This window comes from Streptomyces himastatinicus ATCC 53653, from assembly GCF_000158915.1.
Lineage (GTDB): Bacteria > Actinomycetota > Actinomycetes > Streptomycetales > Streptomycetaceae > Streptomyces > Streptomyces himastatinicus.
Genome location: NZ_GG657754.1, coordinates 2,941,621 through 2,955,115, shown reverse-complemented (window position 1 = coordinate 2,955,115; position 13,495 = coordinate 2,941,621). Strand labels below are relative to the sequence as shown.

12 protein-coding genes and 1 pseudogene are annotated in these 13,495 nt (G+C 71.6%); 8 read left to right on the top strand and 5 right to left on the bottom strand.

Features of this window, described 5'->3' with window-relative positions:
- Positions 1-654: AMP-binding protein (locus SSOG_RS11885; protein WP_009714464.1), on the bottom strand; the 654-nt coding region annotated here is incomplete at its 3' end.
- 127 nt (positions 655-781) lie between these two features.
- Between SSOG_RS11885 and SSOG_RS11880 the strand changes: the two genes are divergently transcribed.
- From SSOG_RS11880 to SSOG_RS11865, 4 genes are read left to right on the top strand one after another with little or no spacing between them, the layout of a single operon-like run.
- Positions 782-1,906, top strand: coding sequence for an acyl-CoA dehydrogenase family protein (locus SSOG_RS11880; RefSeq protein WP_039937288.1), 1,125 nt, complete (start codon positions 782-784; stop codon positions 1,904-1,906).
- Complete coding sequence (locus SSOG_RS11875; protein ID WP_009714462.1) at positions 1,903-2,307, top strand: RidA family protein; 405 nt, start codon at positions 1,903-1,905, stop codon at positions 2,305-2,307. Before SSOG_RS11880 ends, SSOG_RS11875 begins: the two co-directional genes overlap by 4 nt.
- A 47-nt stretch (positions 2,308-2,354) precedes the next feature.
- Complete coding sequence (locus tag SSOG_RS11870; RefSeq protein ID WP_039937286.1) at positions 2,355-2,870, top strand: ArsR/SmtB family transcription factor; 516 nt, start codon at positions 2,355-2,357, stop codon at positions 2,868-2,870.
- Positions 2,871-2,897: 27 nt separating this feature from the next.
- Positions 2,898-3,968 carry a serine hydrolase domain-containing protein gene (locus tag SSOG_RS11865; RefSeq protein ID WP_245606279.1) on the top strand — a complete coding sequence of 357 codons (1,071 nt, stop codon included), beginning with the start codon at positions 2,898-2,900 and terminating at the stop codon, positions 3,966-3,968.
- A 64-nt stretch (positions 3,969-4,032) separates the two neighbouring features.
- Here the strand turns inward: SSOG_RS11865 and SSOG_RS11860 are convergent, their stop codons facing one another.
- The gene (locus SSOG_RS11860; protein ID WP_009714459.1) at positions 4,033-5,562 is read right to left on the bottom strand and encodes a helix-turn-helix domain-containing protein; all 1,530 of its coding nucleotides are present in this window, start codon (positions 5,560-5,562) and stop codon (positions 4,033-4,035) included.
- Positions 5,563-5,673: 111 nt separating this feature from the next.
- Here SSOG_RS11860 and SSOG_RS11855 point away from each other — a divergent pair, with 111 nt between their 5' ends.
- On the top strand, positions 5,674-6,645 hold the full coding sequence (locus tag SSOG_RS11855; RefSeq protein WP_050799845.1) for a DUF1648 domain-containing protein: 972 nt from the start codon (positions 5,674-5,676) through the stop codon (positions 6,643-6,645).
- Between the two features lie 8 nt (positions 6,646-6,653).
- Positions 6,654-7,037 (top strand): GntR family transcriptional regulator, encoded by a 384-nt coding sequence (locus tag SSOG_RS11850; RefSeq protein WP_009714457.1) that lies wholly within the window; start codon positions 6,654-6,656, stop codon positions 7,035-7,037.
- Here the strand turns inward: SSOG_RS11850 and SSOG_RS48320 are convergent.
- Both SSOG_RS48320 and SSOG_RS11845 read right to left on the bottom strand, forming a co-directional pair.
- A pseudogene (locus SSOG_RS48320) lies at positions 6,995-7,438 on the bottom strand (Uma2 family endonuclease); the annotation flags it as partial. The gene SSOG_RS11850 and the pseudogene SSOG_RS48320 sit on opposite strands and share 43 nt — an antisense overlap.
- A gap of 89 nt (positions 7,439-7,527) precedes the next feature.
- Positions 7,528-8,427: a LysR family transcriptional regulator gene (locus SSOG_RS11845; RefSeq protein WP_039937285.1), complete on the bottom strand. Its 900-nt coding sequence runs from the start codon at positions 8,425-8,427 to the stop codon at positions 7,528-7,530.
- 260 nt (positions 8,428-8,687) lie between these two features.
- Here SSOG_RS11845 and acnA point away from each other — a divergent pair, with 260 nt between their 5' ends.
- Positions 8,688-11,405 (top strand): aconitate hydratase AcnA, encoded by a 2,718-nt coding sequence (gene acnA, locus SSOG_RS11840; protein WP_039937284.1) that lies wholly within the window; start codon positions 8,688-8,690, stop codon positions 11,403-11,405.
- A 72-nt stretch (positions 11,406-11,477) separates the two neighbouring features.
- On the opposite strand, the gene SSOG_RS11835 is transcribed toward acnA, so the two are convergent.
- Positions 11,478-12,365, bottom strand: a complete 888-nt coding sequence (locus SSOG_RS11835) for a GNAT family N-acetyltransferase (protein WP_039941001.1) — start codon at positions 12,363-12,365, stop codon at positions 11,478-11,480.
- A 74-nt stretch (positions 12,366-12,439) separates the two neighbouring features.
- Between SSOG_RS11835 and SSOG_RS11830 the strand changes: the two genes are divergently transcribed.
- On the top strand, positions 12,440-13,453 hold the full coding sequence (locus SSOG_RS11830; protein WP_009714452.1) for an NAD-dependent epimerase/dehydratase family protein: 1,014 nt from the start codon (positions 12,440-12,442) through the stop codon (positions 13,451-13,453).
- The last annotated feature ends 42 nt before the right edge of the window (positions 13,454-13,495 follow it).

The following is a 13,495-nucleotide window of genomic DNA, read 5'->3' as shown; positions in this document are numbered from 1 at the left end:
ATCGCGGTGGAAGTGCATGCAGCCCTTGGGCCGCCCGGTGGTTCCCGAGGTGAAGGCGATGAGGGCGACGTCGTCGGCGGAGGTCGGGACGGCCTCGTACGACGCGGGCGCGGCGGCCGCGAGCCGCAGCAGGTCGTCGGGCGCGTCACCGCCGTAGGTGACGGTGCGCAGCCCCGGCACCCCGGCCTTGACCAGGTCGTCAGCGCACCGCGCGTCGCACAGCGCGTGCCCGACCCGGGCGATGTCGCAGATCGTGGCCAGTTCGCGGGAGCGCTGGGCGGCCAGGACGGTCACCGCGACCGCGCCCGCCTTCATGACGGCGAGCCAGCAGGCGGCCAGCCAGGGCGAGGTGGGGCCGCGCAGCAGCACCCGGTTGCCGGGGACGACGCCGAGCGTGGTGGTGAGGGTGTGCGCGATGCGGTCGACGTGCGCGCGCAGGTCCCCGTACGTCCACACCGCGCCGGAGCCGTCGCGCACGGCGGCCCGCTCCGGGCCGTACCGCTCCACCGTGCGATCCAGTAACTCCGCCCCGCAGTTGAGCCGGTCGGGGCGGCGTGGCCCCGGCAGGTCCAGGAGGAGCCCGGGCCACTGGCCGGCGGGCGGGAGGTGGTCACGGGAGAAGGTGTCGAGGTGTGCCGAAGGCCTGAGCTCCATCGAGGATGCGCCCCCTGCCTGCCCGATGTGCCTGCCGGATGGCTGTCTGAAGCCGCCTTGTCAGCGTAACGTGATGGTGACGACAGTCAATATGCCGCGATAAGGGTTGTGCCGAGGGAGGCCCCCGATGCCGTCATTCGCACTGGATCCGGAGCAGCGGCGCTGGTGCGCGCGGCTGCGCGCGCTGGCCCGCGACCGGCTGCGGCCGCTCGCGGACGCCGGTACGCCGGGGCGGATCAACCGGCCGCTGACCGAGGCATTGGGCGAACTGGGCCTGCTGGAGCGGCTGTTCCCGGAGGACGGGCCGGTCCGGGCGCTCGATCTGTGTCTGTTGCGCGAGTCGCTGGCCATGGAGTGCACCGAGGCGGAGACCGCGCTCGCCCTCCAGGGGCTCGGCGCGTACCCGATCGTGCTGTCCGGCGGCGAGAAGCTGTACGAGCGCTGGATGCCCGGGATCCGGGCGGGCCGCACCGTCACCGCCTTCGCGCTGAGCGAGCCGGACGCCGGGTCGGACGCGGCCGCGCTCAGCCTGCGGGCCGACCGGGACGGGGCCGGGGGCTGGCGGCTGACCGGCGAGAAGTGCTGGATCTCCAACGCGCCCGGGGCCGACGTCACCACCGTCTTCGCCCGCACCACCCCCGGCGCGGGCTCACGCGGCGTCACCGCCTTCCTGGTCCCCGCCGACCGCCCCGGACTCGGCGGCGAACCCCTGGAGATGCTCAGCCCGCACCCGATCGGCCGCCTCGTCTTCGACGGTGTCCCGGTCACCGCCGAGGACGTGCTGGGCGTGCCGGACGCGGGCTTCCGCGTAGCGATGCGCACCCTCAACCTGCTGCGGCCGAGCGTGGGTGCGTTCGCCGTCGGCATGGCGCAGGCGGCGCTGGACGCCTCGCTGGCGCACGCGGGAAGCCGTACCGCGTTCGGCGGTCCGCTCAAGGACCTCCAGTCCGTCGCGCACCAGCTCGCCGAGATGGCCACCCGCACCGAGGCCGCCCGGCTGCTGGTATACGCGGCGGCGAGCGCGTACGACGAGGGCGCGCCCGGTATCACCCGGCACTCGGCCATGGCCAAGCTGCTGGCCACCGAGACCGCGCAGTACGTCGTGGACGCGGCCGTCCAGATCCACGGCGCCCGCGCGCTGCGCCGCGGCCATCTGCTGGAACACCTCTACCGCGAGGTGCGCGCGCCCCGCATCTACGAGGGCGCCACCGAGGTCCAGCGCACGATCATCGCGAAGGAGCTGTACCGATGACCGAAGCCCTGCACCGGATCAACCCCGCCGAGCTGTCCCCGCCCACCGGATTCAGCCACGCCGTCACCGCGACCGGCGGACAACTGGTCTTCCTGGCCGGTCAGACCGCGCTGGACCAGGACGGCAGGGTCGTGGGGGACACCCTCCCCGCCCAGTTCCGCCGGGCGCTCACCAATCTGCTCACCGCACTGGAGGCCGCCGGTGGCAGCCCCACCGACCTCGCCCGGCTGACCGTCTACGCCACCGATGTCGCGGACTACCGCGACTGCGCCCCCGAACTCGGCCGGATCTGGCGCGAGATGGCGGGCCGTGACTATCCGGCGATGGCCGTCATCGGCGTCGTCCGGCTGTGGGACGAGGAGGCGATGGTCGAACTGGACGGCATCGCGGTGCTGCCGTAGCCCCAGAAGCTTGCTCTGTTATTCCGGAATAACGTAGTGTCCGGTCCATGGCCGACGAGTCCCTGTCCGAACGGGTCGCCGCACTCGAAGAACGGGTGTCGCGACTGGAGTCCGAAGCGCCGGACACCCCGCGGAACGAGGTGTTCTGGGCCCTGGAGGGGCTGCGCCGACGGATCACGGGACACGGGCAGGTGCTGTTCACCGGTGCGGTCGAGCTGCCCACCGGCAAGCACTACGAATGGCAGCAGGGCGCCACGACCGACGGCCTGCTGGACGCGGACTGGTCCGAACACGCCGCGTCCTACGCCGCGCTGGGTCACCCGGTGCGGCTCACCCTGCTGCGCGCCGTGCTGGGCGGCATCCGCTCCGCGGCCGAACTCCAGGAGACCGCCGGGCTGAACACCACCGGCCAGCTCTACCACCACCTCAAGCAGCTGACGGCCACGGGCTGGCTCCAGGCCGAGGGCCGCGGCCACTACCAGGTGCCCGCGGGCCGGGTCGTGCCGCTGCTCGTGCTGCTGTCCGCGGTGGTGCCACCAGGCAATCCGACCACGGGGGAATGACACGTGAACCGACGTAAATTCATCACGATGGCGTCTGTGGCGACGGGTGCTTCGCTCCTGTCCGGCACCGCCGCCGCGGCCGACGACACCCTGCCCGCACGGGTGCGGCGCACCCTGGACCAGGCGCTGGCCGCCGGGGCTCCGAGCGCTGTGTGCGGCGTCATTCAGGGCGGACGGACGTACGTGGCGGGCGCGGCCGGAAAGGGGAAGCGCAAGCCGGACGGCCGGACCGTCTTCCAGCTCGGCTCGATCGGCAAGACGCTCACCGCCACCGCCCTCGCCCGTGCCGTCACCGCGGGCGAAACGCGCCTCGACGCACCGCTCACCCTGCCTGCCCGGTTCCCCATACCCCGCAAGGGCGCGCGCCGGATCACCCTCGCCGACCTGGCGACCCACACCTCCGGCCTGCCGCGGCTGCCGGAGGGCATGCTCGACGGCGCGAACCCGTACGACCCGTACGCCCACTACACACTGGACGACCTGGCCGAGGGCCTGGGCAAGACCACCCTCGTCACCGAGCCGGGCGAGAAGTACGCGTACTCCAACCTCGGCTTCGGACTCCTCGGCCAGGCACTCGCCTTCGACCGCGTGGACGAGATGCTGCGGCACCGGGTGGCCGCGCCGCTGGGCCTGACCGACACCACGACGACCCTGCGGCCGGACATGCTCCTCCGCAAGGCCGTGGGCCACGCAGGGGGAGTGCCGGTCCCCGACTGGCACGACTCCGTGCTCAGCGGGGCGGGCAGCTCCATCTACAGCACGGCCAACGACATGCTGCGCTACCTGGCCGCCCAACTCCGCCCCGAGCGGTCCCCGTTGCGCGACGCCATCGAACTGACCCAGCGGCCCCACTTCGACGCCGGGAAGGGCCTGCGACTCGGCCTCGCCTGGCATCTCCTCCCGCTGCCCAGCGGCCGCACCATGACCCTGCACGACGGCGGCACCGGCGGCTTCACCACCTGCGTGGCGTTCTGCAGGGACAGCGGGGCGGCCGTGGTGTTGATGGTGAACACCTTCTCCCAGGGGCCCGACGGCAAGCCGTATCCGATCGGCTCCCTCACCGAAGGTCTGCTCAACGACCTCGACGCCGCCCGCTGACCGCCGCCATCGCATCCGAGGGGGCGCGCGGTGCCGGGGCGCCCCCGTACGGCCCGTACGGCGCTCAGATGTCGCGGAAGGTCTCGATCTGCGCGCCGATGGAGTTCAGCCGCTCGGCCAGGTCCTCGTAACCGCGGTTGATCACGTACACGTTGCGCAGTACGGAGGTGCCCGGCGCGGCCATCATGGCCAGCAGGACGACCACGGCGGGGCGCAGCGCAGGCGGGCACATCATCTCGGCGGAGCGCCAGCGGGTGGGGCCCTCGACCAGGACCCGGTGCGGGTCGAGGAGTTTGACGTGGGCGCCGAGCCGGTTCAGCTCCGTCAGATAGATGGCGCGGTTGTCGTAGACCCAGTCGTGGATCAGGGTCGAGCCCTGGGCGGCGGCCGCGATGGCGGCGAAGAAGGGCACGTTGTCGATGTTGACGCCGGGGAACGGCATCGGGTGGATCTTGTCGATGGGCGCTTGGAGCTTCGACGGCCGGACCGTCAGATCGATCAGGCGGGTGCGGCCGTTGTCCGCCGCGTACTCCGTGCTGCGCTCGTGGTCGAGCCCCATCTCCTCCAGGATGGCCAGCTCGATCTCCAGGAACTCGACCGGCACCCGGCGGATCGTCAGCTCCGACTCGGTGACGACGGCGGCGGCGAGCAGACTCATCGCCTCCACCGGGTCCTCGGAGGGCGCGTAGTCGACGTCACGGTCGATGTGGGTGACGCCGTGGACGGTGAGCGTCGTGGTGCCCACGCCCTCGACCTTGACGCCCAACTCCTCCAGGAAGAAGCACAGATCCTGGACCATGTAGTTGGAGGAGGCGTTGCGGATGACCGTGACGCCGTCGTGGCGGGCGGCCGCGAGCAGCGCGTTCTCGGTGACCGTGTCGCCGCGTTCGGTCAGCACGATCGCGCGGGTGGGGGAGACCGAGCGGTCGACGCGGGCGTGGTACATGCCGTCGGTGGCGGTCACTTCGAGGCCGAAGGGGCGCAGCGCGGTCATGTGCGGCTGCACGGTGCGGGTGCCGAGGTCGCAGCCGCCCGCGTAGGGGATCCGGAAGCGGTCCATCCGGTGCAGGAGCGGGCCGAGGAACATGATGACGCTGCGCGTGCGGCGCGCGGCCTCGGTGTCCATGGAGCCGAGGTCGAGCTCGGCGGGCGGCACGATCTCCAGGTCGTTCCCGTCGTTGAGCCAGCGGGTGCGGACGCCGATGCTGCCCAGCACTTCGAGGATGCGGTAGACCTCCTCGATCCTGGCGACCCTCCGCAGCGTGGTGCGGCCCGCGTTGAGGAGGGTGGCGCACAGCAGCGCCACGCACGCGTTCTTGCTCGTCTTCACATCGATGGCGCCGGACAGCCGGCGGCCACCGACCACGCGCAGATGCATCGGACCCGCGTAACCGAGGGAGACGATTTCGCTGTCCAGCGCCTCACCGATACGGGCGATCATCTCAAGGCTGATGTTCTGATTCCCGCGCTCAATGCGATTGACGGCACTCTGGCTGGTGCCGAGCGCCTCCGCGAGCTGCGACTGGGTCCAGCCACGGTGCTGACGGGCGTCACGGATGAGCTTTCCGATGCGGGAGAGGTAGTCGTCAGTCATACAGAAGAGGCTATCTCAGATATGAGATGCGCATGCGACTGGGGTGAGGGGAGGTGTGGGGGCTGTCCACCCGGGTATTGTTCTAGTAGTACGCGAACAATGGAGGTTGTCGTGGCACGCTCCTGGCGGCGCGCGGGCATCGTCGCTCTGCCCTTTGTGCTGGCCTGGGCCGCTGTCCTGGCCGTCTTCACCGCATTGCGCGACCGGCTGCCGGATCCGGTCGCCACCCATATGGGCCCCGGCGGGCAGGCCGACGGATTCACCGGTCTGGGTGCCTTCCTCCCGGTGGCCACCACTCTTCTGCTGCTGCCCGGCCTCATCGCCTCGGTCGTCGCGTACTGCTCGCGCATGGCGCTCGGGGGACAGCGGATGCTGGTCGCCACGGGGTACGGCACGGCCGCGATGCTCGGCTACGACCTCGTCGCGCTGCTGGAGGCCAACGCCGGGGCTGGCCGTGCCGCCCAGGTGGCCTTCCCGCTGTGGCACCTGGCCGTGTCTTTCGCCGTCGCCGGGGCCGTCGGCGGGGCGGGATGGCTGCTGGCCGGGCGGGACGCGGCTCCCGCCGATGAGGCCGATGAGGCCGCCGAGGCCGCCGGACCCCGGCTGCCGCTCGGCAAGGGCGAGACCGCCGTCTGGACGCGCAGCGTCGGATCGCCCGTGCTGGTCGTCGTGGGAGCGGGCATCACCCTGCTGGGTGTGGTGCTCACCGTGGTCATGGACGTGACGGCGGAGTCGGCGCTGATCGCCGTCGGGCTGATCTCGCTGGCGCTGTCCCGCTGCCGGGTCACCGTCGACCGCCGCGGCCTCTCCGTCGCGCCGTGGTTCGCCCCGCGTCCCCGGATGCGGATACCGCTGGAGCGGATCACGAAGGCCACCAGCCGCGAGGCCCGCGCCCTCGGCCTCGGTGGGTGGGGCTACCGCATCCAGCCGGGGCGCAGCGCCCTGGTGCTGCGCTCGGGCGACGCGCTGTTCCTGCGGCTGGCCACCGGCAAGGAATTCGTGGTGACAGTGGACGACGCCGCCACCGCGGCCGCGTTGCTCAACACCCTGGTCGAGCGCGACCGGACCGCTACTGGAACGTAAGGCTGACCATGCTCTTCCGTGTCGACCTCGGCTCCCCGGTCCCCCTGGGGGACCAGATCGCCGCCACCGTCCGCGGCGCCATCGCCGACGGCACCCTCCGCCCCGGCGAGCGCCTCCCCGCCGCCCGCGCCCTCGCCGACTCCCTCGGCGTCAACGTCCACACGGTCCTCCGCGGCTACCAGCGCCTCCGCGAAGAGGACCTGATCGACCTGCGCCGCGGCCGCGGCGCCGTGGTCACCGGCGAACAGCCCACCGCCCGGGCCCGGCTCCTGGAGGGCGTCCAGAACCTGGTGGAGGAGGCCCGGGCGCTCGGCCTCTCGGACGAGGAGGTCCTGTCTCTGGTGCGCACCCGACTGGCGAGCAGATACAGCGGAGCGCCGTACTCGGCGTAGCGGCGGCGCTTGACGATCCGGTCGGTGTCTCCGTTGGAGTCCGAGGTGATCTCGACGACCAGCAGGGTCTGGTCGGGCACGAGTGCCGTTGTGTCCGCCAAGTCTTCGGGGACGACAGCCACGTCGGGCACATACCAGTTGTTACTGCCGGGAAGATCCAGATTTCCTGATCCCGACACGCAACCGAGTTTGGATACGGTTGGCGCGATCTGGTTACGGATCTTATCGGCTGCCTTTTCGTGACCCCATGTCGGAGATAACGATCGCGCTGCGCCGGTTTCGATGACCCCCTCAATGATCTGCACCCGGTTCCCCCGGACGTGCTGTACCGCGTACTTCAGCGCGGTTTCAGGGTCGTCGACCGCATACGAAGCCGTATCCGAATGGGGTTGTGCGCTCATCGGTCCTCCAGCAGGTGTCGGTGCGGCGGCACGACGACTGCGCAAGGTCTATCGCAATCTCCGCGAGCGTGGGCAAGCCCGCACAACGATCACCCGTACCGGTGACCGTCTCCCGTCAGCAGTGCCGCCAGGGTGCGGGCCGGGCCGTCCACGGCGGGGCCGTGGAGGAGTTCGGTGCGGTGGATCAGGCGGGGTGTGGTCAGGGGGATCGTGGCGATGCCGGGGGCGTCCTCGGCGGCCGTGTGCGGGAGCAGGGCCAGGCCGTGGCCGGCCGCGGTCAGGGCGAGGAGGGCGCGTACGTCCGTGCCCTCGTACGTCAGCGAGGCGCGGAAGCCGCCGGTGCCGCTCGCGGCGCGCAGGGAGCCCAGCGGCACCGCGGCGTCCGGGGCGTCCAGCCAGGGGGCGTCGGCGAGGTCGGCCAGCCGCAGACCGAGCCGGCGGGCCAGCGGATGGCCGGGCGGCAGGGCGACGACCAGCGGCGTCTCCGCGACCGCGACCGTGGTCAGCGGACCGGCGTCGGGCAGCGGCAGGGGTACGCCGGGGGCGGCGGGGCCGTCGAGGAGCCCCAGGTCCAGCGCCCCGGTCGCGACGGCCGCCGGGATCTCCCGGCGGCGGAGGATCCGTACGGCGGCGCCCGCGTCGGGGCCGGAGCGGCGTGCCTCGTCGAGGGCCGTGGCGACCGCGGGGGCCATGGCCAGCGGCGAGGCGCCGAGGACCAGCCGCACCGCGGCGGGCCCGGCCAGCCGCTCGACATCCGCCCGGGCCGCGTCCAGCCGTCGCAGCAGCGGACCCGCGTGCTCCAGCAGCCGTGCCCCGGCGGTGGTGAGTGTCACAGGGCGCCGGGTCAGCAGCGGGGTGCGCAGATCGGCTTCCAGGGTCGCGATCTGCTGGGAGACGGCCGACTGCGTGGAGCCGAGCCGGTGGGCGGCGTCGGAGAAGGAGCCGCAGTGGGCCACGGAGACGAAGGTGCGGAGCAGATGCGGATCCATGCGGACAAGTATCGCGGCTCGGCCGGGGCGTCCATGGGGTCTCCGGACATCACGGCGGGCACCCGGGGCAGGGCTGAGCTGCCCGCCGCGGGGGCCATGTATTAGAGTTATCTCGACATCGAGATATCTGTCGACGGGCGCACCGGCGCGCCGCATCGGTAAGGGTTGCCTAACTTAGCCCTACCTTAGCGGATCGGCGCGGGCATGTCGCGGCAGCATTGCGGTGGTACGCGCGTAATTCATGCATGAAGGAGACTGTCGTGTCGGCGAACAGCTTCGATGCCCGCAGCACCCTGCAGGTGGGCGACGAGTCGTACGAGATCTTCAGGCTGGACAAGGTGGAGGGGGCCGCCCGCCTCCCCTACAGCCTGAAGGTTCTGCTGGAGAACCTGCTCCGCACGGAGGACGGCGCCAACATCACCGCCGACCACATCCGAGCGCTCGGTGGGTGGGACTCGCAGGCCCAGCCCAACCAGGAGATCCAGTTCACGCCGGCCCGCGTGATCATGCAGGACTTCACCGGTGTGCCCTGTGTGGTCGACCTCGCCACCATGCGCGAGGCCGTCAAGGAGCTGGGCGGCGACCCGGCGAAGATCAACCCGCTGGCCCCGGCCGAGCTGGTCATCGACCACTCCGTGATCGCCGACAAGTTCGGCACCACCGACGCCTTCAGCCAGAACGTGGAGCTGGAGTACGGGCGCAACAGGGAGCGCTACCAGTTCCTGCGCTGGGGCCAGACCGCGTTCGACGAGTTCAAGGTCGTCCCGCCCGGCACCGGCATCGTCCACCAGGTGAACATCGAGCACCTGGCCCGCACGGTCATGGTCCGCAACGGCCAGGCCTACCCGGACACCCTCGTCGGCACCGACTCGCACACCACCATGGTCAACGGCCTCGGCGTGCTGGGCTGGGGCGTCGGCGGCATCGAGGCCGAGGCCGCGATGCTCGGCCAGCCGGTCTCGATGCTCATCCCGCGCGTCGTCGGCTTCAAGCTGACCGGTGAGCTGAAGCCCGGCACCACCGCCACCGACCTCGTGCTGACCATCACCGAGATGCTGCGCAAGCACGGTGTCGTCGGCAAGTTCGTCGAGTTCTACGGCGAGGGTGTGGCGGCCACGAGCCTCGCCAACCGCGCCACCATCGGCAACATGTCGCCGGAGTTCGGCTCCACCGCCGCGATCTTCCCGATCGACGACGAGACGATCAACTACCTGAAGCTCACCGGCCGCAGCGAGCAGCAGCTCGCGCTGGTCGAGGCGTACGCCAAGGAGCAGGGCCTGTGGCTGGACCCGGCCGCCGAGCCGGACTTCTCCGAGAAGCTGGAGCTGGACCTGTCGACGGTCGTCCCGTCGATCGCCGGCCCCAAGCGCCCGCAGGACCGCATCGTGCTCGCCGAGGCGGCGCAGCAGTTCGCGCAGGACGTGCGTAACTACGTCCCCGACGCGGAGGAGGACGAGGCGGGCAAGGAGTCCTTCCCGGCCTCCGACGCCCCGGCCGTCTCCAACGGCGTGCCCACCAAGCCGACCCTGGTGACCGCCCCCGACGGCTCCACGTACGAGATCGACCACGGCGCCGTCACCGTCGCCGCGATCACCTCGTGCACCAACACCTCGAACCCGTACGTCATGGTCGCCGCCGCGCTGGTGGCCAAGAAGGCGGTCGAGAAGGGCCTGACCCGCAAGCCGTGGGTCAAGACCACCCTGGCCCCGGGCTCGAAGGTCGTCACCGACTACTTCGACAAGGCGGGCCTGACCCCCTACCTCGACAAGGTCGGCTTCAACCTGGTCGGCTACGGCTGCACCACCTGCATCGGCAACTCCGGCCCGCTGCCGGAGGAGGTCTCCAAGGCCGTCAACGAGGCCGACCTCGCCGTCACCTCGGTGCTCTCCGGCAACCGGAACTTCGAGGGCCGGATCAACCCGGACGTCAAGATGAACTACCTGGCGTCCCCGCCGCTGGTCGTCGCGTACGCCATCGCCGGTTCGATGAAGGTGAACATCACCACGGACGCGCTGGGCACCGACCAGGAGGGCAAGCCGGTCTTCCTCGAGGACATCTGGCCGACCGAGGCCGAGGTCAACGACGTCGTGGCCAACGCCATCGGCGAGGACATGTTCAACAAGTCCTACCAGGACGTCTTCGCCGGTGACGCCCAGTGGCAGGCGCTGCCGGTCCCGACGGGCAACACCTTCGAGTGGGACGCCGAGTCCACCTACGTGCGCAAGCCCCCGTACTTCGAGGGCATGACCATGGAGACGAGCCCGGTCCAGGACGTCACCGGCGCCCGCGTCCTGGCCAAGCTGGGCGACTCGGTCACCACCGACCACATCTCCCCGGCCGGTGCGATCAAGGCCGACACCCCGGCGGGCAAGTACCTTACCGAGCACGGTGTCGAGCGTCGTGACTTCAACTCCTACGGCTCCCGCCGAGGCAACCACGAGGTCATGATCCGCGGCACCTTCGCCAACATCCGGCTGCGCAACCAGATCGCGCCCGGCACCGAGGGCGGCTTCACCCGCGACTTCACGCAGGCGGACGGCCCGGTCTCCTTCATCTACGACGCCTCGCAGAACTACCAGGCGGCCGGCACCCCGCTGGTCATCCTGGCGGGCAAGGAGTACGGCTCCGGCTCGTCCCGCGACTGGGCCGCCAAGGGCACCGCGCTGCTCGGCGTCAAGGCCGTCATCGCCGAGTCGTACGAGCGCATCCACCGCTCGAACCTCATCGGTATGGGCGTCCTCCCGCTCCAGTTCCCCGAGGGCGCCTCGGCGCTGTCGCTGGGCCTGACCGGCGAGGAGACCTTCGACATCACCGGCGTCACCGCGCTCAACGACGGCGGCATCCCGGAGACCGTCAAGGTCAAGGCGGGCGAGGTGGAGTTCGACGCCAAGGTGCGCATCGACACCCCCGGGGAGGCGGACTACTACCGCAACGGCGGCATCATGCAGTACGTGCTGCGCTCGCTGATCCGCAAGTAAGACGCCTGCGACGCCTGCGCGTCACGGACGGGCCGCACCCCGCGCATCGGGGGTGCGGCCCGTCCGCGTATCTCACAGGAACGCGCCGGAGGGGATGTACGGGGACGGCGGCCGCATCCCGCGCAGGCAGACGTAGCCCGCGTTGGACAGCTCCAGACCCGCCGCGAGGCCGACGTCCACCGCCCACTCCTGCTCGGCCGTCAGGTTCTCCACCGCCACCTCCGCGCCCTCCGGGAGGCTGAGCAGGGCAGCGGTCAGCAGGCGGCCCGCCAGCCGTCGGGAGGTCGCGGCGAGCAACTCGACGTCCCCGTCCGCGCCGATGTAGCAGTAGCCGCTCCCGGTCAGCTCGTCGACGACCAGCAGCCGCGAGTGCCGCAGCATCTCCTCGTGGTCGGGGCCGTGCGCCCCACCGCGGGTGCGGCGGTCCAGGGAGTCCATCAGGTCCCGGTGCCGCGCCGTGCCCTCGTGCACGGCGCCGTCCAGCGACGGCAGCCGGGCCTTCAGCTCCTTGTCGACGGTGCCGCGCAGCCGCATCGCGGGATGCAGGGTGAAGCCCGCCCGCCGGTACGTGGCCGCCGCGCGCGGATCCCGGGACCCGCAGATGATCCCGCGCAGACAGGCCCGTCCGTACAGCAGCGCCGCGGCCATCAGCTCCCGCCCTATCCCGCGCCGCTGGGCCCGGGGCAGCACGGCGAACAGCGCGAGCCCCCAGGTGCCTTCGCGGCGCGTGGACAGCACCGTGCCGACCGGCATGCCGACATCGTCCACGGCGAGCCAGCAGCCGCCCGGATCGGTGCGCGCCAGATGGCGGTTGCGGCTGTCGATGCGGGCGAGCCGGTCGGGCGGCCAGTCGGCTGCCGGTTCGCCGCGCAGGGCGCGCGAGGTGTCGAAGGCGGCCGAGGCCACGGTCCTCACCGCCTCGGCGTCCTCCTCGGTGTCACGTAGCTGGCGGAGGATCATGCGCTCCATCATGGCGATCTGCTGAGGGCTAATCCACCGGGCACGCGTTGCCCGGAGCGGGCAGAGTCCTCGTCATGAGACTTCTGATGCTGGGCGGAACGGAATTCGTGGGACGCGCCGTCACCGAGGCGGCCCTGGCTTGCGGCTGGGAGGTCACGGTGTTCCACCGCGGCCGCCATGCCGCGCCGCCGGGAGCCACCGTGCTGCGCGGCGACCGCACCGCGCCCGGCGGGCTCGCCGCCCTCGAACACGGCGCGTGGGACGCCGTCGTGGACACCTGGTCCGGCGCCCCCGCGGCCGTCCGTGACGCAGCCCAACTCCTCGCCGACCGCGCCCGCTCGTATGTCTACGTCTCCACCCGCTCCGTCTACACCTACCCGGCCCGCGCCGGACTCGCCGAAGACGGCCCCGTGGTGGAAGCGTCCCCCGACTCCGTTGACGACACCGACTACGCGCAGGCCAAACGCGGCGGCGAACTCGCCGCCCTCGCCGCCTTCGGCGACCGCGCGCTGCTGGCCCGCGCCGGGCTGATCCTCGGCCCGTACGAGAACGTCGGCCGCCTGCCCTGGTGGCTGACCCGCATCGCCCGCGGCGGCCCGGTCCTCGCCCCCGGCCCGCGTGACCTCCCGTTGCAGTACATCGACGCCCGCGACCTGGCCACCTGGCTCCTGGACGCCGCCGAACGCGGCCTCGGCGGCCCGTACAACCTGGTCAGCCCACCGGGCCACACCACGATGGGCGAACTCCTGGAGACCTGCGTACGCACCACCGCCGCCGACGCGGACGCCGACGCCGACCTGTGCTGGACCACCCCGGAACGCATCCTCGCCGCCGACATCGCCCCTTGGACCGACCTCCCGATCTGGCTCCCCCCGGGCGAGCTGTACGACACGCTGCACGCCGCCGACGTCTCGAAGGCGGTGGCGGCGGGCCTGCGGTGCCGTCCGGTCGGGGAGACGGTGGCCGATACGTGGGCCTGGCTGCGTGGCCTGGGCGGCCAGGCGCCGCGGCGTCCGGACCGCCCGGCGGTGGGGCTGACACCGGAGAAGGAGACGGAGGTGCTGGCCGTACAACGTCAACGCCAATAGCTGCGACATTCGTTCGGGTGATGCGAGGGCAAATGCCGTTGG

What these genes read in the sequence shown, in the direction of transcription:
- SSOG_RS11880 (WP_039937288.1), top strand. Translation starts at nt 782, where the DNA reads ATGCCGTCATTCGCACTGGATCCGGAGCAGCGGCGCTGGTGCGCGCGG.
- SSOG_RS11860 (WP_009714459.1), bottom strand. Translation starts at nt 5,562, where the DNA reads ATGACTGACGACTACCTCTCCCGCATCGGAAAGCTCATCCGTGACGCC.
- SSOG_RS11835 (WP_039941001.1), bottom strand. Translation starts at nt 12,365, where the DNA reads ATGATCCTCCGCCAGCTACGTGACACCGAGGAGGACGCCGAGGCGGTG.
- SSOG_RS11875 (WP_009714462.1), top strand. Translation starts at nt 1,903, where the DNA reads ATGACCGAAGCCCTGCACCGGATCAACCCCGCCGAGCTGTCCCCGCCC.
- SSOG_RS11870 (WP_039937286.1), top strand. Translation starts at nt 2,355, where the DNA reads ATGGCCGACGAGTCCCTGTCCGAACGGGTCGCCGCACTCGAAGAACGG.
- SSOG_RS11830 (WP_009714452.1), top strand. Translation starts at nt 12,440, where the DNA reads ATGAGACTTCTGATGCTGGGCGGAACGGAATTCGTGGGACGCGCCGTC.
- SSOG_RS11865 (WP_245606279.1), top strand. Translation starts at nt 2,898, where the DNA reads ATGGCGTCTGTGGCGACGGGTGCTTCGCTCCTGTCCGGCACCGCCGCC.
- SSOG_RS11850 (WP_009714457.1), top strand. Translation starts at nt 6,654, where the DNA reads ATGCTCTTCCGTGTCGACCTCGGCTCCCCGGTCCCCCTGGGGGACCAG.
- SSOG_RS11845 (WP_039937285.1), bottom strand. Translation starts at nt 8,427, where the DNA reads ATGGATCCGCATCTGCTCCGCACCTTCGTCTCCGTGGCCCACTGCGGC.